Raw genomic sequence first — 18320 nt, 5'->3', positions numbered from 1 at the left:
GAGCGGGTGCCACAGCGCTGCGCGCTGTGCAGCGAAAACGCTTCGCTTCGCTCAGCGAACGAATTGCTTCGCAATTCGTTGACGGCGTTTCACGCCTTAATTCCCGTGCTTCGCACGGGAATTGGAATTACGCTTCGCTTAAATTCCTGACGGGCGGGCGTGTCCGCTTCGCTTCCACGCCCTGGTTCCGGCTTCGCCGGAACGGCTGGCTACTGGGGTGAGGGTGCATCAGTGCAGGCTTGTGTAGCATCCCGAACAACACGGCACCCCCGCCCGGTGACGTGACGTCACCCCCGGGAGTGGGGCCGGCCCTGCCGGATGGGGTGCACCGGACTCCGCTTCGCTCCATCCGATGCGTGACAGTCTTTCACTTCCTGAAGAACGATCAGCGCATGCATGAGATTACCCGAAACTTCCTGCCCTCAGGCCCTGTTGCGCTAGAGTGATGCCCATGCATCATCATGATGATGCATCACGGAATGCAGTGTGTAACATCCCGAAGGAACCGCTACCCCCTCCGTCAGGACTTGCCGCCCCTCTCGTGAATTCTGGAGTACAGATATGACGAGCACAGAAGAGATTCCGCTTCGGCCTCATCAGGTTGAAGCTGTTGACGCTGTGGTGCGTGGTCTTGATATTCCTCCGGGGAAGCGGATTCCACGTAATGGTCTGCGGGCCACGGTGGTAGCGGCGTGCGGTACGGGAAAAACGTTCATTGCCGCGCATTCCGCGCTGCGGCTCGCCCGTAATGGGCGGGTTCTCGTGTTGCTGCCGACCCTGGATCTGCTGACGCAGACCGTGCGCGAATGGCGCTTGGCCGGGCACACCGGGCCCGCGGTGGCGGTGTGTTCGCTCGATGACGACCCGCACCTGTGGGACCTGGATGTGCGGTCCACGACCAGCCCGCCGCAGCTGGCACTGTGGCACGGCCGGGGGCCGGTGACGGTCTACGCCACCTACGCCTCTCTGCCGGTGCTGGCCGAGGCGCACGAGGGCGCGTACGGGCTTCCCATGGACGTCTTCGACCTCGTGGTCGTCGACGAGGCCCACCGAACAAGTGGATCCGCAGGGAAGGCTTGGGCCGCGATCCATGACCAGGACGTCATCCCGACGATGCGCCGGCTCTACATGACCGCCACACCCCGCATCTGGAAAGAACGCCCGCCCCGGAAGATCGAACGCGCCGTGTCGGAGACCGGGGAACCAGTCGAAGGGTGGGACCGGCTGCCACGCGAGCTCGCCTGTTCCATGGACGATCCGAGCATCTTCGGGCCCGTGGTCTATGAGCTGTCGCTGGCGTCCGCGGTGTCGCGGGGGCTGTTGGCCAGGTATCAGATCGTGGTGGTCGAGCTGACCGATCCTGTGGTCACCCCGGCCCGGCTCGCGAGCGAGGAAAAGCGGGAAGAGCAGCTGCGCGGTGAGCGAATGGGGGCGCTGCAGGCCGCACTGCTGGAGACGATGGCGGAGCATCGGCTGCAGACCACGATCACGTTCCATCACCGGACGATCGAGGCGTCCGCGTTCGCGAAGGGACTGCCCAAGGTCGCGGCCCGGCTGCACGCTTCGGCCCCGGAGCGGTACCCGGAACGCGTGTGGGCGAACTGGCTGAGCGGCGAGCACGAGATGGACCACAGGCGCTCCGTGCTCGCTGATTTCGGGCGCAGGGCGGGGCGTGCGGTGTTGTCGAACTGCCGTGTGCTGGGTGAGGGTGTTGATATCCGGGCGGTGGACAGTGTGGCCCTGTTGGACCCCAAGGGGTCCGCGGTCGATATCGTGCAGGCTATTGGCCGGGCGTTGCGTCAGAAACCCGGGCAGGGCAAGATTGCGACGCTGATCGTGCCCGTGTTTTTGGCGCCGGGTGAGCGGCCGGAAGACATGTTCACGTCCTCGTCGTATCGCCCCTTGGTAAAGGTCCTTGAAGGGCTTCGGGCGCACGATGAACGTGCCATCGAGATGCTCGCTATTCCACAGGAGAACCAGAAACAGGTCGTTGATCCGTCGCAAACCATCGGTCCGGAGCCGGAGGAGGGTGAGGAGGAGTCACGGCTGCTGCTCCGGTTCGCAGTCCCCAGGGACCCCGCGATGGTCGCGAAGTGGGTCACGTTCCAGGTGATCGAGCCGGAGAAGCAGGACTGGCTGCGCGGCTACAACGCCGCGCAGCAATATCGGGACCGGGAAGGCAGCCTGGACGTCCCGTACGAACACCAGGAAGGCGCCTACCCATTGGGCAGGTGGCTGTCCGACCAGAGGCGGGCGTTCCGAGCAGGGACCATGTCCAGCAAACGCGCCGACGAGCTGGAAGAACTCGGCATGATCTGGGACACCGCCGACACGGCGTTCGCCGAGAACCTCGCCGCCGCCCGCGCCTACTACGCGAAGGCCGGCACCCTGGCCGCGCCCCGGCACGCCACCGCCCTCGACAAACCCGTGGGGCAATGGCTCACCAACCTCCGGCGGCCCGGCGGGCTCGGCAAGGAACCAGAGCGCGCAGCGCGGCGGGCCGAGCAACTCGCCGCGATCGACCCGGACTGGAACCCCGGGGCACTGGGCTGGACCGTTGACTGGCAACGCCACTGGGTTGGGCTGACCGCGCTCCTCGCGGGCGGTGCCGGCCTCGAGGAGATCGTGCCTGGGGTGACGCATCGTGGCGACGACATCGGACGCTGGCTCGCGCGGCAGGTACGGGACTGGGCGCGTCTGAACCCGGAGCAGCAACGCCGCTTGGGCGAGGTGGGCGTGAAACCGGCTGTACGGGCCCAGAAGACATCAGCGCGAACCAACACGAAGGCTGGGGCCGGGAAGGGCTCCGACGCCTTCACACGGGGCGTAGCAGCCCTCGCCCAGTACATCGCCCGGGAGGAGAAGACCGTGGTCGGAAGGCAGCACGTCGAAGAACTCCCCGACGGCACCACCGTACGACTCGGCGTCTTCCTCACCAACCAAAAAACCCGCCGCCACCGACTCACCGACCACCAACTCGCCACCCTCGCCGAACTCGGATACCACTGGGCGCAGCAGCCGCAGCAGGACGGTGAAGCCTGACACGTCATACCGACCGGCAACCAACTGACCTGCATCATCGCCAAAAGCGTCAGCCCCAGACCGGCATTCGTGTCACCACTCGAATCACCAACCACAACAAGCTGAACAGCAGAAACCCCACACCTGCAGCACTGACATCACACTGCCGAACCACCACCGACAAAAAACCCGCACATCATCACTGGCCGCCGAAGAGTTCGAGCGGTGCCTGCGCACCCTCCTCAGGACCTCGCCCTACGGGCAAAAAAATCAAGTTCAGCGGTTGTCGCGTATCCGCATGCTTCCGGCACGCATGTCGCCCAGCGTTTCCGCGATTACTTCGACGCCGGCGGTGAGTGTGTCGGCGTCGGGAGTGACGCTGACACGGAAGCACTGACGAGTATGAAGCCCCAGCCCCTGGCTGTGCTCGGGATCGGTGAAGAAGTGCCGACCCGGTACGACAAAGACGCCCCTGGCCTTCAGTGCCTCGTACAGCGCCAAGTCGTCGAACCACTCCTCGTCCACCCAGACCCAGAAGAACATGCCGCCCTCGCCCTCGTGCAGCCGCCATGCGACATCGGCGGGAAGTCGATCCAGGAGCAGGGACTTCACGAACTTCCTGCGCTGGGTGTAGAAGGGGCCGATCTCCAGGGCCACAAGGGAATCGAGGACGTCCGAATTCAGGGCGCGGGCCAGCGCGGCCTGGACCAGCTGTGGCGCGTGGAGTGCGGAGTTGGCCATGAAGGAGACGATCGGGGAGATGTACCGCTCGTCCGCGATGGCGAATCCGAGGCGCTCTCCCGGGAGTCCGGTCTTGGAGAGCGAGAAGACGTTGATGACGCGATCGTGTCGCAGCGGGGGCGTCGTCACCTCGCCGATGCGGGGGAACGGCGCGCCGTACGCGTTGTCGATCATCAGAGGTACGTCGTGGGCCTCGGCCGCGGCGACGAGGCCGCGGATCTCGTGGGGCGTCGCGCATCGGCCGGTCGGGTTGCTCGGGGTGGACAGCAGCATCAGCCCGACGTCGGTCAGCCTCTCGACGGCGGGCATGTCGAAGAGATAGCGGAACGAGCGCTCGTCCAGCCGGTGCAGAACCGGTTCCACCCCGGCGATTCCTCCGGGCACCAGGGAAAGCCCTTGGTAGCCGGTGTAGTCCGGCGTCATGGGCAGCACCAGCTGTGTGTCACGGACCTCGCCAGGCCCGGTGAACAGCGTCGCGGCGATGAAGCAGAGCATTTGGCTGCCGGGCCCCACCACGACGTTCTGGGGTCCGATGTCCCAGCCGTAGTGCCTGTTGAAGTAGCCGACGATCGCGTCTACGAGCGTAGGCAGACCCCGGGACGGACCGTACTGGCAGCTGACCGTCCCGAAGCTGTCATCCAGTGCCTCGGCAGTCATGCGCCGCCAAGTGTCGCTGACCTCCGGTATGTCCGCGGGGTTTCCTATGCCGAGATTCAGCCACCCCCGGCCCGTGGCCGAGCCCATGGATGTGGCGATGTCCTCCATGATGAGCCGCAGCCCCGACAGCCTCGCCATCTTGTTTCCCGCCCGAGAGAGCCCCACTACGTCATGTCCTTTCTGTCGATGCAAGGCAGGATGTCCGCGGCGTGGCCGAGTGAAGTTCCCTCCGCCGAGTGCTCCGGCCGGAATTCCTTTGCGGTCCGCTGTCGGCGTGCCCCCTCCCCGATGCCGTCGAGCAGCCACGCCACCGTTCCGTCCGGGTTGCCACACGCCCTGTCGAGCAGGGCCACGAAGTCATCCGTGACCCGCTCGGCCACACCGGCGGGGAAGAGGTCGACCGCGTACTCCAGGAATCCGAGGTACTCCTGGCCCTCTGCCACGAGGGTGAAACACAGGTCGAACTTCGAGACACCCGAGTGCACATAGACGCGCTGGGCCGTCAGCCCGGGCAGCCGCATCCGTGACGGCTGGGCGTCGTCGACCACGAGCACCGTGCGGACCATGCCTCGGCCGCCGGCTTCGCCGCGTCGTCGTGTCATGCCGACCAGTTCGCCGTACGAGATGTCCTTGTACGTGATCGCTTCGTGCCCGCGGGTGCGCACGTGGGCCACCAGGTCCGCGAAGGACGCGTCGGAGTCCACCGTCACCAGCAGCGGCAGCAGCGCGCTCATCGGAGCCATCAGCTGGTCGTGGCTGGCGGAGTCACGGTGCGAGACAGGCGTGCCCACGATCACGTCCCGCGCGCCCCCGGCCGAGTGCAGCAGCACGGACACGATGGACGCGAACACGGTGAACGGCGTGACACGAAGCCGGCGGCACACGGCTCGTACGCGCTGAGCCGCCGCCGCGTCGACGGCGAAGGTGACGCGCTCCCCGCGGTCCGAGTGCTCGCCGCCCGCGCCCGCCGGTGCCCCGGTGTCGTCGACGGCGAGGGTGCTGGTCGCCTCCGGGGACAGCTCGCGCAGGTTCTCCCGCCAATAGGCCCGTACGGACGGGTCGTTCCGGTTCGACCGCTCGGCCAACGCGTGGGCGCCCGGCTGCAGTTCCACGGGAGAGACCGCCGCGGGGCGCCGCTCGACGTAGGCCTGGTAGTGCTCCTCGAATTCCCGTTCCAAGGTTTGCAGCGCCCAGTCGTCGACGACCAGATGGTGCAGCTGGACGACGAGCACCGTCGTCTGCGGCGCCACCTCGACCAACGTGGCCCTGATGGGGCTCTCGGCCACGTCCATCGGACGACGCACCAGTTCCTTCAAGGTGTCGCCGAGGGACGCGGCTGCGCAGGACACGGTCTCCAGCTCCAGCCCGCGCTCCTCGGGGAGCACCCGCTGCACCAGGCTGTCGTCGTCCAGGCCGAACCGGCTGCGCAGCGCCTCATGGCGGGCCACGATCCGCTCCAGTGCCCAGTGCACAGCGCCCCGGTTGAGGTCGCCTTCGAACCGGTGGACCCATGATTCGATGTAACGGGAATCGCCGTCCCGCAGATGGTCGTCCAGCCAGATCGCCTGCTGTTCGACCGTCATCGGGTAGACGCCCGGACCGGTCCGCACCCGCCGCTCCCCGCCGTTCAAGGCCGACCGCGCCGAGAACCCGCCGCCAGCCGCCGCAACTCGGCCTGATCGGCCTTGCCGTTCGCCGTCACGGGAAAGCGGTCCAGCCTTCGGATCACCCGCGGCACCAGATAGTCGGGCAGGAGAAGGGACAGCGCCTTACGCACCTCTCGCTCGCCCAGGAGGCCGTCGGCGCCCCCGGAACCGTCCGTGGGCTGCGCCACGTAGCACAGCGCCAGTCCAGTCACCTGACCGTCCGGTGCGCTGAGCGGCACCACAATGCACTCGCGCACGCCCTCGATCCCCCGGGCGGCGTTCTCGATCTCGGCCAGCTCGATGCGGTATCCGCTGATCTTCACCTGACGGTCACGCCGGCCACGGAACTGCAGCACGCCCTCGTCGTCGACGAGACCGAAGTCACCGGTGCGATAGATCCGTACCGGGGAACCGTCGATCTCCACCGTGGGGAACTTCTTCGCCGTCATCTCCGGCTCGTCCAGGTAGTGGACGGCGAGACCGGTTCCCGCGACGCACACCTCGCCCGTCTCGCCGGCGGCACACGGCGTGTCCGTCGGCGAGAGGATCAGCACGGTCGTGCCGGGCACGACGCTGCCCACCGGGATGCCCTCGGCGATGTCGCAGTCCTGCGGACGGACGAGATGTGTCGTGGTGAGCATGCAGTTCTCGACGGGCCCGTACCCGTTGCGCAGCGGTATGGACGGGTGGCGACCGAGGAAGGTCCGCACGTGTCCGGGGGACAGTTTCTCGCCGCCGATGAGCATCTGTCGCACCCCGGTGAAGCAGTCCACGTCCTCGTCGACGAAGAGGTTGAAGAGCGAGGTCGTCAGCCACACCGTGTCCACGCCGACGGTGTGGATCAACTCCCGAAGCATGTTCGGCAGCAGGTGCCCCTGCGGAACGAGAACCGCGCATCCACCGGTGCTCAGTTGGCCCCACAGTTCGAACGCGTACATGTCCCACGCGATGGCCGCCGCCTGCGGTGTGATGTGCCCCGGCCCGAAACCCTCCAGGCCGTGGGGTCCGAAGAGCCGCGTGACGGCACGGTGCGGGACGACGACGCCCTTGGGACGGCCGGTGGTGCCCGACGTGAAGAACACCGTCGCGGGATCGGCCGCGGTGACGTGAGCCGGGGTGAAGGCGGAGGCCCTGGCCGCCGGCTCGGTGAGGTCCTCGAACTCCACGCGGAGGACCTCGGCATCCGCCTCAACCGCCGTGGCGGGTCCGGTGACGACGACCTTCGGTGCCGTCTGCGCGAAGATCGCCGCCCGGCGGTCGGCCGGCCAGTCCGGGTCGATGTTCGCGTAGGCCGCTCCGCACTTGAGCACCGCAAGCTCCAGGGCGACGAGCTGAGGAGAGCGGGGCAGGACGAGCGGGACGATCTGTCCGGGGCCCGCCCCCTGGGCGGCCAGCAGCGCGGCGTAGGCGTCCGAGGCCGCGTCGAGGACCCCGTAGCTGATGGCGGAACCGTCGAGGTTCAGCGCAGGAGCGTCCGGCTGTTCGGCCGCGTGGCGGGAGAACGAGGCGTGGATCAGCGGCGCGGCGCCGCCCGGCTCAGCCATGTGCCTTCTCCGCCTTGGTCCGCAGTTCCTCGACGAACTCGTGCAGGACGTCGTTGGAGAAGAACCAGAGCGGCAGCGCCTTCATGCCGAGGCCGCGTTCGATCCGGGTGCAGATGCGGATCGCCTGCAGCGATGTTCCGCCGAAGTCGTAGAAGCTGTCGTCGCGGCCCACTCGGTCCACGTCGAGCACCTCGGCCACGATGGCCGCCACCTGCTTTTCCAGCTCGTCCCGCGGAGCCTCGTAGGGAGCCTCCACGAAATCCTCGCGCCCGGCCGTCATGGGCATACTCCTCACTGTGTCTGAAATGCAATATGCGGCATACCGGCGATCGCCGTGTATGGTCGGTCAGTTTCCGCGGTACAGGGCGAGTGCCTCGGCGATGCGGGAGTGCACGGCCGCGGCGGACTCGAAGATCGCGAAATGTCCGCCGGGCAACGCGTGCAGCACAAATTCCCGCGCGGTGTGTACCGCCCAGGGCTCAGTCGAGGACACATCCGCGCCCTGGTCGTCGATTCCGGCGAAAGCGGTGACCGGAATGTCCAAGGGCGGTTCCACCGCGTGCGCGTAGCCTTCGTTGACGGAGAAATCGGCGGCCAGCAGAGGCTGGAGCAGAGCGAGCAGATCCGGCTCGGCGAGGACTTCCTCGGGTGTGCCGCCGAGTCGACGCAGCAGGTCGGCCAACTCGGCCGGGTCCATGTCCGCCAGGTCGTGCCTCGTGAGGGGAGTCTGCGGGGCGCATCGCCCGGACACGAACAGATGGACCGGCAACGGACCGTCGTTCCGTCGCAGTTCACGCAGCGTCTCGAAGGCGCACAGCGCACCCGTGCTGTGACCGAAGAGGGCGTACGGCGCTCGCACCGAGTCGGCGATCACCCCCGCCAGCTCCTCGGCCAGCGGCTCCACGCTCGTGAACGGCTCCTCCCCGCGTCGTCGCTCACGACCGGGAGGCTGGACCGGGCAGGCCGCGATCTCGGGCGGAAGACCCTGCGCCCAACTCCTGTACGCGGTGGCACCGGCACCCGCGTGCGGCAGGCACAGGAGCCTGATGCCGGCCTCCGGACGGGTGCCGAACGGCAGCCAGGGATTCCCCGTCGTCACGCCGTCCCCAGGGAACTGGTTCGACGGAGACGGGAAAGGATGGAGTCCCGTGTGGCGGCCTCGCTGACCGGATCGTTCCCCACGCTGTCGACAACGACCGACGTCATCGTCGAGGCGCCCGGCCAGTCGCCCCGGAACGGATGGTCACGGGACACGATGTGGAGTACGTCGCCGTTCCACCGCGGAGCGGCGTTGTTGTGAGCGGCGACGAGATGGGTGATCCAGCCGACGTAGTGCTCGATGAACAGCTCGGCCGAGTCCTGGATCTCCTCAATGCTCGCCCCGTCGTCGGCCATCGTGTCCATCGCGAAACTCCGCAGGATCTTCCGGACTTCCTCGATGGTCCGGCGCGGGTCGTCGCGCAGTGCGGCGGCGGAGAAGAGCAGGCCGTCCGAAGCGGCGTCGAGGACCGCGACCGCCTCGTCGCCGCCGAACGCGGCGAACGCGGTACGGCACTCCTCCTCGACGGCCTGCGCCGGACACGGCCCACTGTCCAGCAGGATCAGCGGTGGCGCGGTTCCCCGCACGGCGGTCAGCTGCGCCACGGCCTCCTGAGCGAGATGTCCCGCCATGCAATACCCGATGACTCCGGCCACCGATGACGGTTCGACGCCGGAATTCCTGACCAGCGCCCGAGCATATGACTCGGCGTACAGTTCATCGGGCAGTTCGCTGTTCATCGCATAGCGAACATCGAATCCGTCGTCTTCCAGCCGCAGGTCACTGACATGCTTCGTGTCCCGGCGCCCGGGGTAGTCGAATACAAGGAGCTGGGGCTTTTCCATCAGCCTATGAGCCCAATCTGTAAGGTGGCCCGACTTTCAAGGACGGGAGAGCGTGGCCCTCACCAGCTCGTGGCTCCCTGGTAGGTCCCCGGTGCGGGCATGCCGGGTGCCGGCGGCAGCACCGGGAAGAGCGGGCTGATGCCGGACGCCTCGCACCAGCTGTCGCTCCCCGATGACGTGTCGCACCAGTGGATCCGCTCCCAGCGCAGCGCGGCGGCGTTCAACTCGACCAACACCCGGTAGATCTCGGCGGCTTCCGCGAGGCGGCGGTCCTGCGGAGCGACGGGGGCCTGGCGTTCGGTCAGCCGACCGAGCCGCTCCCAGTCGGTGGCGCCGACCGACTCGACCGCGCCGCCGAAGGCATCCCAGAGTTCCGCCGCCACCTGCCGGAGCCGCCCGAGCAGTTCGGTTTCGCGACCGATCGACGGGCACTGACGCTGCGGCCCCGGACCGGCCGTTCCTGCAGCCCGTCTGTTCCCGGCAACGATGCTGACCACCTTCGCCGGGCCACTGTCCTCGGGTGTGCGGCACCCGTCCACGGCCGAGTGCTCCCGGCCGTCCGGGAACTCCCGGCCGAGCGCCGCCACCGATCCGGCGAAGTCGATCAGCCGGACCGCTCTTCGGACGCTGTGGACCGCCAGGTGGAAGTCGTGGACCTCGATGCAGCGGGCCGCCGACGAGACGCCGTCGACCGAGCGGGCGGCGATGAATTCCATGAGTGGCCGGGCCGCCGACGAAAACGGCGGCCGCGGGAGTCCGCTCCCGGGCACGTCCCCTCCAGAACCGTCCACGGTGTTCCTCTCCTGTGCTCGGGTGCCGGCGCCGGCCGCCCGCCCTCGTCCCTTACTGCCAGCCGGTGTCGGTCGGCGACATGACGGCCTCGGCGGCCGCCGAAGCATCGACACGCACGGGGGCGGGGTGACTGCTCCCCGACACGGAAACGACCACCGCGGAAACGGCGAGAAGCGCGGCGACAAGAGCAGACGAAAACTTCGCGGACATGATTGATTCCCCTTAATAAAAGCTCTCTGATTTATCCGAGCTCAACCTCTGAAACGGAGTGCGGATATCACGCTCAAGGCACTGACCGGTTCAGCGGACGAAGTATTTCCGTACATCTCAAGAATCACCCAGCGCCCAACTGCACCGCAACACGCGGGTACTGGCCACAAGTGCTCACGGAACTTGAAGCTACCGACGGCCGACCGCCGCTCAGCTCGAATCCGCCAGGGCTGCCGTCCGCAACACCCCCTGGCGTACGAGGGCTTGCTTGGTCCGGGCGACATAGTCCGGATCGAACAGGCCGAGTCGGCGACAGGTGTCGGTGACCGTGTCCTGGAGCACGGGGGTCGGGCGGGCGGCGAACCGGCCGCAGAGCTCCGGCTCGATCAGGGCCAGCGGTCCGATCAGCCCGGCGACCCCGGGCGTGGCGGTCAGGAGGTCCTCCCAGCCCTGATACACGTCGACATCCCCGACCGCGTGCACCAGCGACCGCGTCATCTCGGGGGCTCGGCTGGACTCCTTCACGCCAACGACGTCGGGCAGGGAGCACACCGCGACCAGGGTCCCCAGGTCCAGCTCGACGCCGCTGACCACGCTCTCGTTGTAGACATGGACGGGGATGTCGAGGGACGCCGCGATCCGCGCGTACGCCCGGTACACCTCCCGCCGGCCGCGGCCGGCCGACCAGGGCGGCCCCACGAAGACTCCCGCGGCACCGTGCCGAGCCGCCCAACGGCCCCGGGCCAGCACCTCGTCCGGGTCGGCGCACTGGATGCCGGTCAGCACCGGCAGGCCGTCGGCCGCCTCCAGGGCCGCGAGGTTGACGGTGCGCCAGCTCTCCGGATCCAGCTGCCAGCCCTCGCCACAGCTGATGGTGGGCACCACGGCCCGGACGTGCGGGCGGACGCGGGCCACCTGGGCCCGCACACAGGCCGGGGAAACCCGTCCGTCGGCGTCGAACGGCGTGATGAGCGGAGCCATGACCCCGCCCGGACGCCACTCACCCATGACGCAGCACTACCTCGCGCAGTCGGCGCATGGAGGCGGCGAACTCCTCCGGGTCACGGGCGAGCGCCACGCGGATCCACCGCTCGCCCAGCTCCGGACGGCTCCAGAAGAAGAAGGTGCCTGGCAGCACATGGACACCAGCGTCGGCCAGTTCCTGCTGCAGTTCGGTCGCGCTGGGGGCGCTGTCGGCCAGCTCGAACCAGGCGACGCTGACCGGGACGGCGGGTTCCTGGTGGTGCAGCACGGTGCCACGGGTGAGTTCCCGGGCCAGCGCCCGGTTCGTCGACAGCACGTCGGACACGGACGCGAACCCGTCCGCCACGGAGTCCTTGATGTACTGGGTGAGCACATTGAGGGTGAACGGGGAGACGTTCAGCAGCACGCTGGTGTGAATGTTGTACAGCTCCGGATAGATGTCGGCACTCGCCGTGATCAAGGCGCACTTGGCGTCCTGCACCGGCCAGGTCTTGCCGGTGTCCTCCATGGCGATGTAGCTGACGCCGGACGCCTCCAGGATCTCGTAGACGTCGATCCGCCCACCGGGGGAGCCGAGCGCGAACGCGGCGAAGCAGAGGTCGAGGACCAGCAGACGGTCGTTCTCCCGGCAGAACCGGACCACCTCCTCGAAGATCCGTCGGCCGCCGGTCAGCAGGCTGTGACCGGTGGGGTTGTTGGGATCGACGAGGAAGACGACCTCGGTGCGGGGCTGCTGCGCCAGTCGGTCGTAGACGGTGTCCGCGGACGACAGCACCTGCTCCGGCAGCGGCACCAGCTCGATGTCGAGGTTGACCAGCAGATCGCGAAGATTGTCGAAGCACGGTTCGATCAACGACACGCGCGCGCCGCGCCGCTTGAGGTACATGCCGGCGATGACGGTGGAGATGGAGGCGGCGTAGGTCAGCAGCGTCCGGTCGAGGCCGAGCGCGGTGTGCTGGCCGCGGAAGCGGAAGAACGTGTCGATGAAGCGCTGTTCGAAGGTGCTCTGCTTGCCCGCTTCCGACTCGTACCAGAGCTGGGGCAGCGACGCCACGATCTGGCGCTGGCCCGAGGACTGGGACTGGTGGGTGTGGGCGTCGGCCAGGTTGTGCTCCGAGCGCAGGGCCCGGATCTCGTGCTGGGTGAGGTCAACGGCGCTCACGGACAGGGCGGTGCCAGACATGGTGCTCCTTGGACGATTCAACGGCTTCGGTCGGACGGCCGAAGCAGGGGGAACGGTGCGGGATCAGACCGGTGCGAGACACAGTTGCCGGATCTGACGGGCGAGCTGCGTCGCGCCGCCGAGAGCTCCCGCCCGGCCGGTGTCCACGGGCCAGACGTCCGGTGTCACGGTCAGGTCCGTACGGTCACCGGCTCCGCCGGCCAGGACGCCGAGGGCTTCCCGGACACGCGACTGCCGGATGCCGACGGCGGGGAGCAACCGCAGCGGCAGGTTCGCGGACTGGGCGAACGTCGTCGCCAGCAAGGTCGGTTCGGCCACCAGCAGGTCGGCCCGGCGCAGGGCGCGGGGCCAGTCGGCGAGACCGATCCGTGCGAAGGCGAACTCGCCGAGTCGGCTCGTCAACCAGGTCCAGTCCGCCGCGGCCAAGTCGGTCAGGACCGGAATCGGCCCCGTGGCCGGGTCCCGGTCACGCAGCGCGGAGCGCAGGGCCGCCTCGGTCTGTTCCGGGTTCGGGCAGCCGCCGGTCAGCTGGACGGCCGGGCCGCCTCCGCCGGCCGACCGGCCCCGCCTAGGCGGGGCCACGTTGGACACCTGGATCTCGGACCGGGCGAACTGCCGTTCCCGGCCGCACGACGGGGTCAGCCAGTCCGGCACCTGCCAGCTCACGATGGTCGCGCGGACGTCGGCCGTACCCGGGTCGCCGGGGGCGGCTCCGGCGGGTTGCAGGTAGACGGTGGGCAGGCCGGCCGCCATCAGTTCGGCACACCGGTCCGGATCTCCCACGACCAGGGCGGCCGTCGCGGAGTCGTCCACGCCGGCCCGTCGGAACTCGGCCAGGTGGGCCGCCACGAACTCCAGGTCGGCTGCAGCTTGCAGGTCGTCGGGGCGTGCGTGGAGGACGAGCGAGGGCCCGCCGTCGGGTGTGGTCAAGGCATGCTCCTCGGTGGGTGATGACGCGCTCGGGGAGGCGAGCAGGGAAACGCCGGCAGGGTGAGCAGGCTGGTGGGTGTCAGTAGTGCCAGGCCGGGACGGCTCCGAGCCGGGCCATGTCGTCGCTGTAGCCCGCGGCCGTGGTCGAGCAGCCGTTGCACACGAGCGGTCCTTCGGTCCGGAACAGCTCGGCGTGCTTGCGCAGCGCGGGGCTGTCGAGGAACACGCGTCCCCGCTCGTCCCGCAGCGGTGCTCCCCCGGGCCCGTCGCCGTCCCGGTGCGGCAGACAGCTGCAGCCGAACGCGCGGCCCTGCTTGGGGTCGAGATAGATCACGTCGTCGGTGACGTAGCAGAGCGGGAGCGAGGCCCGCGGGGTGACGCCCTGGTCAAAGAAGGCGTCCTGCTCCTCGGGTGTGTCCCCGTAGAACCGCTTACCGAGCGGGACCAGGACCTGCTCCGGATCGGCGGTGTAGATCGGGTCGCACACCCGCAGCACGTCCTCGCGCGAGGGGTAGGTGATGGTGCGCTCCAGCTTGAGTGCCGACAGCTCCCACTGGCTCACGCCGGCTTCGGTGAGCACCCGCTGCAGCTCGGGCAGCTGGTCGTAGTTGTGCGGCCCCGCCACAGTGTTGACCCGGGTGAGGATGCCGGCGGCCCTGGCCGCGCGCAGTCCGTCCAGCGCGCGGTCGAAGCAGCCCGGAGTCCGACGGTAGACGTCGTGGGTCGCCCCCGAGGAACCGTCGATGCTGACCACGATCTGCGCGAGTCCGGCAGCGGCCAGGGTGTCGACCATCTGGGGCAGCCGGAAGCCGTTGGTGATCAGCGACATCCGCATGCCCGCCGCGGTCCCGGCCTCGACCAGCTGCACGACCTGCTGGTGCATCAGGGGCTCGCCGCCGGTGAACCTGACGTAGCCCACTCCGGCGTCGACGGCCTGCGGCAGAAGCTCGGCGAAGTCGTCCACGGTGAAGCGGTAGCTGTCCCGGGACAGCGCGAACTCGCACATGAAGCAGTCCGCGTTGCAGGCCTCCAGAATCCTGATGAACAGATAGCGGTGACGATCGCCACTCATCGTGTCTCTCCTTGGGTCGGGTGCTTTCGGGAATCGGACAGCGGGTCGGGGTCAGCCACGGCCCCACCTCCCGCGATGCAGCCGTTCCTTCACCAGGTCGGCGATCCGGGCACTGGTGCCGGTGGGGAAGACACCGCCCGCCTCCAGCGCCACGTACCGGGCGAGGACGTGACCGGCGACCAGGTCGAGGTCGGGCTGCCGTGGGGCGTGGGCCCGGTAGCCGGGCAGGAGGTGGTCCAACTGGTTGGGGGCGAGCTGGCCCAGGTCGCTCTCGGGGCTGGCTGCGCGGGCGTCGGTCCAGTCGAGGACCAGGGCAACCCGCCCCCGCCGGGAGACCAGGTTGGGCGAGCGGAAGTCGCCGTGCCCGGCCACCTCGCGACTGGTCCGCCAGTCCTCGGCCGCCTGTCGGAGCAGGGCGTCGGCCCAGGACCCGCCAGGGATCCCCACGGTGCTGCCTGCGCGCAGGGCGGTGTCGTAACGTGCCCTCCGGCGCGGCAGGTTGTGGGTCGCCTGGGGGAACCGGTGCCCCGGCACGGCATGCAACGACGCGAGCGTCTCACCCGCCGCGGCGAGGCCCGACCGGCTCTCCACCGGCGCACCCGCGACGTGCCGATACACCAAGTAGGGGCATCCGTCGGCCAGCACTCCGCTGCCCGCCTCCTCGGGCGCGGGCACACCGTTGCCGCGGGCCACCCGCCAGCAGCTCAGCTCCTGCGCAGTGTCCAGCGGCCAGGACCGGCCCACCCGCAGCACGAGTTCGGAGCCGATGTAGACCGCGCAGTTGCCGCCGTGCAGCAGGCGCACGTCGCGTACGTCCGGGTCTCCGCACCGCTGCAACACCTCCGCCGCCCGGGCGAGCTCGCCTGCACTCATCCCTTCAGCAGCTCCGCCGTGGCGGCCGCGATCCTCCGGGCGTCCTGAGGGCTCATCTGGGTGCCGAGTACCAGGGTCCGGTCCCACAGGGCGCGCTCGGTGCCGAGGATGTGCTCCTCGCGCTCGCCCCACCAACCCCGCGAGGTCATCCAGGGCTTGACCCACGGCATGCCGATCAGGGCGGGGTAGTGCCAGCCCGGGATGCCCTCGGCGACCAGCGCGTCCACCAGCCAGTCGCGGTGACCGGCCCACTCCTCGTCCAGGACGAGCGCCACATCGAACCAGGCCGGCGTGCAGTCCAGGCCGACGGCCGGCCGAGCCGTGCGGATCCCAGCGTCGTCGAAGATCTCGAACATGGCGTCCGCCGTGGCGTTGCGCGCGGCGACCCGCTCGGGCAGCTGCCGCAGGGCGGCGTGGGCCAGGATCGCCTCGATCTCGCCGCCGCGGAAGTTGTACCCGGGGAAGACACCCTCGAAGTTGCCGGACTTGCCGTGGTGCCCGTAGGTGCGCATCCGCCAGTCGATGTCCGGGCCGTCATAGACGTTGAGGCCGCCCTGCCCCGCGGTGACCAGCTTCTTCGTGGAGCCCGCGAAGGAGCCGATCTCGCCGTACGAGCCCACCGGCTTTCCGCGCAGTGTGGCGCCGTGTGCCTGGCCACCGTCCTCGACGAGGTACTGCGCGCCCGAGGAGCTCCGGATGGCCTCGACGTCGGCCACGTTGCCGAAGAAGTGGGTGATCAGAGCCGTGTGCACGGGGGTTCCGTCGGTCCACTCCGCCACGTCGTCGACGCACTGCAGCGTGTCGGGATGGGTCGGCAGGAAGACCGGGCGGGCTCGAAGGTGGTAAATCGCGTTGAGGCTGGCCACGAATCCCGAGTCGCTCAACGCGACCGGCGTGCCCTCGTCGACCCCGAGAGCGAACAGCGCGGTCTGCAGCGCGGCGGTCCCGGACTGATGGAAGAAGGCGCGGTCACGGCCGATCAGCGCCGCGAAGTCCGCCTCCAGGCGCTTGCTGTGCGGGCCTCCGCCCCAGTAGACGGTGCGCCGGGTGCGGATCAGCGCGGCCACGTCGTCGGCCGCCTCGGCGACGATTCCGGTGTCCTCCCAGGGGAGTTCGTCGAACCGGGGGGTGCCGCCGTTGATCGCCAGGGACCGGTCCTGCTTGAGTTCATCGGGATGCCGCATGGGCAGGTGTCTCCATCTCTCGCATGTCGCCAAGCTGGTTGTGAATACGCCAAGTTGCTGCGGCCGGGGGGCAGACGTCCGCGTGCCCGATCCGCGTCCGCTCGATGATCAGGTCCACGATGTCGGCCACCTCGGTGGCACCGTCGCCCCCGGTCGGTCCGGAGAATGCCGCCATCCGGGCGTCGGGCCGGCCGGAGGCCTCGATGGCCTCGTTCAGCCGGGCGGTGAGCCAGGAGCTGTGCTCGGACCGCTGTTGGGCGGCGGCCGCGATGCGCCCGTAGAGGTAGCGGACGGCTTCCGCCTCGCCGCGTGCCTTGTGCGTGTCGAGCACGGCTTCGTCCACCACGTCCGTCGGCCAGCCGACCACGATCCGGGGATCGACCTGACCGGCGACATCGGCCGCGTTGACGATCTGACTGAGGTTCTGCGGTGGGAGCACCACGCAGCGCTGGTTCAGTGAGGCCGTCTCGAGCAGGGTCGTGCGCCCGGGCGAGGTGACGACCAGTTCGGCCGTACGCAGCGCTTCCAGGAACTCACCGCGCGGCAGCCGTCCCCCACGGATCGAGAGCCCCGTCGACGCAGGCGTCCGCGGCAGCCGGTCGAGGTCCACGTTGCCCGTGGTGATCACGTCCCGGAAGCCCTGGTCCCGCAGCGCTGTGAGGGCGCTCTCCAGGACGAGCGACAGGTAGGCGTTGTCGTCTCCGTCCCGGAACGGGGACTCCAGGCCACCCAGGTTGAGGACCGCGCGGCCGGGCACCGGTACGGGCCCGTCGTGCCCGGCCATGCCGACCACCGGCCCGACCCAGTGCAGCGATCGGATACGCCGCAGCGACGACCAGCACGCCTGGGGCAGTGCCGGGCACAACTGCGCGCAGTAGGCCTCGACATCGACGGGCAGTTCGTCGCGCTCCGTCCAGAGGAACGGGAGGCTGTCCAGGTACACCACCGGCACTCCCACCGACTGGAGCCGGGAGGCGAGTTCCGGATCGAGCACCACCAGGGCCGCCGAGATGCGACGGGTCGCGACCAGCGCGGCGAGCTCCCCCTCGTCGGCCGGTACGTCCAGCCAGGCGTCGACCGGATGCGCGCCCAGCACCGGCCGGCCAAGCGCCGAGGCCAGTCCGACAAAGCCGAGCCGGTCACCGTGCCTGGCACGCAATACGTCCATGACAGCGGCGATCTTTCCGACGCTGCCCCAACCGAACTGCACGCCGGCGACGGCGACGACAGGTTCTTCTCCATGGGCCGAGAAATGTGACCTGCTACTGGTCATGGATCCCCCCATGAGATGCAGAAACATTGCGACTGCCTTTGCAGCAGCCCGTAGAGATACTCCACACTCCCGCTGAATGAGTCCACGGAAAGCTACTGGCCACAAGTGGCCGACAGACTTGCTGACACTGACAGAGCCGTTCTCCGGCTGCCTGACCGGCTAAGGTTTTGCTTGTTGACAGTCCCCGGTAATCGCTCCTATCGTCATCCGCACCACAGCGCCGATGACAATTGGCGTCGGGAGAGCGGCATTTCCTTCTGCAGCACATTTCGAGTGCTTCACGCATGCCCGCGAACCTTCCCGGAATCATGCGGCCCGTATTGGAT

General features: G+C 68.8%; 17 protein-coding genes. 2 read left to right on the top strand and 15 right to left on the bottom strand.

Annotated elements, in window-relative coordinates:
- Both ACFU8W_RS42290 and ACFU8W_RS42285 read left to right on the top strand, forming a co-directional pair.
- Nucleotides 1-221, top strand: a 221-nt coding sequence (locus ACFU8W_RS42290; RefSeq protein ID WP_384049691.1) for a hypothetical protein, incomplete at its 5' end; no start/stop codon positions are given.
- A 340-nt stretch (nucleotides 222-561) separates the two neighbouring features.
- Nucleotides 562-3042 carry a Helicase associated domain protein gene (locus tag ACFU8W_RS42285; RefSeq protein WP_384049688.1) on the top strand — a complete coding sequence of 827 codons (2481 nt, stop codon included), beginning with the start codon at nucleotides 562-564 and terminating at the stop codon, nucleotides 3040-3042.
- A gap of 255 nt (nucleotides 3043-3297) precedes the next feature.
- Here the strand turns inward: ACFU8W_RS42285 and ACFU8W_RS42280 are convergent, their stop codons facing one another.
- The 15 genes from ACFU8W_RS42280 to ACFU8W_RS42210 all read right to left on the bottom strand — a co-directional run bounded on the left by ACFU8W_RS42280 (nucleotide 3298) and on the right by ACFU8W_RS42210 (nucleotide 17994).
- The gene (locus ACFU8W_RS42280) at nucleotides 3298-4557 is read right to left on the bottom strand and encodes an aminotransferase class I/II-fold pyridoxal phosphate-dependent enzyme (protein ID WP_384049685.1); all 1260 of its coding nucleotides are present in this window, start codon (nucleotides 4555-4557) and stop codon (nucleotides 3298-3300) included.
- A gap of 26 nt (nucleotides 4558-4583) precedes the next feature.
- A complete protein-coding gene (locus tag ACFU8W_RS42275) occupies nucleotides 4584-6029 on the bottom strand; it encodes a condensation domain-containing protein (RefSeq protein WP_384049682.1) in 1446 nt (481 codons plus the stop codon).
- 17 nt (nucleotides 6030-6046) lie between these two features.
- Nucleotides 6047-7609 carry an amino acid adenylation domain-containing protein gene (locus ACFU8W_RS42270; protein ID WP_384049679.1) on the bottom strand — a complete coding sequence of 521 codons (1563 nt, stop codon included), beginning with the start codon at nucleotides 7607-7609 and terminating at the stop codon, nucleotides 6047-6049.
- Nucleotides 7602-7889 carry a phosphopantetheine-binding protein gene (locus ACFU8W_RS42265; RefSeq protein WP_384049677.1) on the bottom strand — a complete coding sequence of 96 codons (288 nt, stop codon included), beginning with the start codon at nucleotides 7887-7889 and terminating at the stop codon, nucleotides 7602-7604. Before ACFU8W_RS42265 ends, ACFU8W_RS42270 begins: the two co-directional genes overlap by 8 nt.
- 66 nt (nucleotides 7890-7955) lie before the next feature.
- Entirely contained in the window at nucleotides 7956-8708 is a 753-nt protein-coding gene (locus ACFU8W_RS42260; protein ID WP_384049674.1) for a thioesterase II family protein, read from the bottom strand.
- A complete protein-coding gene (locus ACFU8W_RS42255; RefSeq protein ID WP_384049671.1) occupies nucleotides 8705-9493 on the bottom strand; it encodes a hypothetical protein in 789 nt (262 codons plus the stop codon). The genes ACFU8W_RS42260 and ACFU8W_RS42255 overlap by 4 nt, the downstream gene beginning before the upstream one ends.
- Nucleotides 9494-9552: 59 nt before the next feature.
- Nucleotides 9553-10209, bottom strand: a complete 657-nt coding sequence (locus ACFU8W_RS42250; protein WP_384049668.1) for a hypothetical protein — start codon at nucleotides 10207-10209, stop codon at nucleotides 9553-9555.
- Nucleotides 10210-10336: 127 nt separating this feature from the next.
- Nucleotides 10337-10495, bottom strand: a complete 159-nt coding sequence (locus ACFU8W_RS42245) for a hypothetical protein (RefSeq protein WP_384049665.1) — start codon at nucleotides 10493-10495, stop codon at nucleotides 10337-10339.
- Nucleotides 10496-10705: 210 nt separating this feature from the next.
- Nucleotides 10706-11503, bottom strand: a complete 798-nt coding sequence (locus tag ACFU8W_RS42240) for a dihydrodipicolinate synthase family protein (RefSeq protein WP_384049662.1) — start codon at nucleotides 11501-11503, stop codon at nucleotides 10706-10708.
- Nucleotides 11496-12662 carry an aminotransferase class I/II-fold pyridoxal phosphate-dependent enzyme gene (locus ACFU8W_RS42235; RefSeq protein ID WP_384049659.1) on the bottom strand — a complete coding sequence of 389 codons (1167 nt, stop codon included), beginning with the start codon at nucleotides 12660-12662 and terminating at the stop codon, nucleotides 11496-11498. Before ACFU8W_RS42235 ends, ACFU8W_RS42240 begins: the two co-directional genes overlap by 8 nt.
- A 63-nt stretch (nucleotides 12663-12725) precedes the next feature.
- Nucleotides 12726-13592, bottom strand: coding sequence for a hypothetical protein (locus ACFU8W_RS42230; protein WP_384049656.1), 867 nt, complete (start codon nucleotides 13590-13592; stop codon nucleotides 12726-12728).
- 79 nt (nucleotides 13593-13671) lie between these two features.
- Nucleotides 13672-14664: a cytosylglucuronate decarboxylase gene (gene blsE, locus ACFU8W_RS42225; RefSeq protein ID WP_384049653.1), complete on the bottom strand. Its 993-nt coding sequence runs from the start codon at nucleotides 14662-14664 to the stop codon at nucleotides 13672-13674.
- A 51-nt stretch (nucleotides 14665-14715) separates the two neighbouring features.
- Entirely contained in the window at nucleotides 14716-15537 is an 822-nt protein-coding gene (locus ACFU8W_RS42220) for a phosphotransferase family protein (protein WP_384049649.1), read from the bottom strand.
- Nucleotides 15534-16721, bottom strand: coding sequence for a DegT/DnrJ/EryC1/StrS family aminotransferase (locus tag ACFU8W_RS42215; RefSeq protein WP_384049646.1), 1188 nt, complete (start codon nucleotides 16719-16721; stop codon nucleotides 15534-15536). The genes ACFU8W_RS42220 and ACFU8W_RS42215 overlap by 4 nt, the downstream gene beginning before the upstream one ends.
- A complete protein-coding gene (locus ACFU8W_RS42210) occupies nucleotides 16705-17994 on the bottom strand; it encodes a hydroxymethylcytosylglucuronate/cytosylglucuronate synthase (RefSeq protein ID WP_384049643.1) in 1290 nt (429 codons plus the stop codon). The genes ACFU8W_RS42215 and ACFU8W_RS42210 overlap by 17 nt, the downstream gene beginning before the upstream one ends.
- Nucleotides 17995-18320: the final 326 nt, after the last annotated feature.

The sequence above is a fragment of the Streptomyces sp. NPDC057565 genome (genome assembly GCF_042801455.1).
Taxonomy (GTDB): Bacteria; Actinomycetota; Actinomycetes; order Streptomycetales; family Streptomycetaceae; genus Streptomyces; species Streptomyces yanii.
The sequence above is the reverse complement of the archived record's forward strand: the minus strand, read 5'-3'. Positions and strand labels throughout refer to the sequence as shown.

Excerpts from the sequence above, each read along its gene's own strand:
- ACFU8W_RS42285 (WP_384049688.1), top strand. The coding sequence starts at position 562 with ATGACGAGCACAGAAGAGATTCCGCTTCGGCCTCATCAGGTTGAAGCT.
- ACFU8W_RS42280 (WP_384049685.1), bottom strand. The coding sequence starts at position 4,557 with ATGGCGAGGCTGTCGGGGCTGCGGCTCATCATGGAGGACATCGCCACA.
- ACFU8W_RS42270 (WP_384049679.1), bottom strand. The coding sequence starts at position 7,609 with ATGGCTGAGCCGGGCGGCGCCGCGCCGCTGATCCACGCCTCGTTCTCC.
- ACFU8W_RS42265 (WP_384049677.1), bottom strand. The coding sequence starts at position 7,889 with ATGACGGCCGGGCGCGAGGATTTCGTGGAGGCTCCCTACGAGGCTCCG.
- ACFU8W_RS42255 (WP_384049671.1), bottom strand. The coding sequence starts at position 9,493 with ATGGAAAAGCCCCAGCTCCTTGTATTCGACTACCCCGGGCGCCGGGAC.
- ACFU8W_RS42250 (WP_384049668.1), bottom strand. The coding sequence starts at position 10,209 with ATGGAATTCATCGCCGCCCGCTCGGTCGACGGCGTCTCGTCGGCGGCC.
- ACFU8W_RS42245 (WP_384049665.1), bottom strand. The coding sequence starts at position 10,495 with ATGTCCGCGAAGTTTTCGTCTGCTCTTGTCGCCGCGCTTCTCGCCGTT.
- ACFU8W_RS42240 (WP_384049662.1), bottom strand. The coding sequence starts at position 11,503 with ATGGGTGAGTGGCGTCCGGGCGGGGTCATGGCTCCGCTCATCACGCCG.
- ACFU8W_RS42235 (WP_384049659.1), bottom strand. The coding sequence starts at position 12,662 with ATGTCTGGCACCGCCCTGTCCGTGAGCGCCGTTGACCTCACCCAGCAC.
- blsE (WP_384049653.1), bottom strand. The coding sequence starts at position 14,664 with ATGAGTGGCGATCGTCACCGCTATCTGTTCATCAGGATTCTGGAGGCC.
- ACFU8W_RS42220 (WP_384049649.1), bottom strand. The coding sequence starts at position 15,537 with ATGAGTGCAGGCGAGCTCGCCCGGGCGGCGGAGGTGTTGCAGCGGTGC.
- ACFU8W_RS42215 (WP_384049646.1), bottom strand. The coding sequence starts at position 16,721 with ATGCGGCATCCCGATGAACTCAAGCAGGACCGGTCCCTGGCGATCAAC.
- ACFU8W_RS42210 (WP_384049643.1), bottom strand. The coding sequence starts at position 17,994 with ATGACCAGTAGCAGGTCACATTTCTCGGCCCATGGAGAAGAACCTGTC.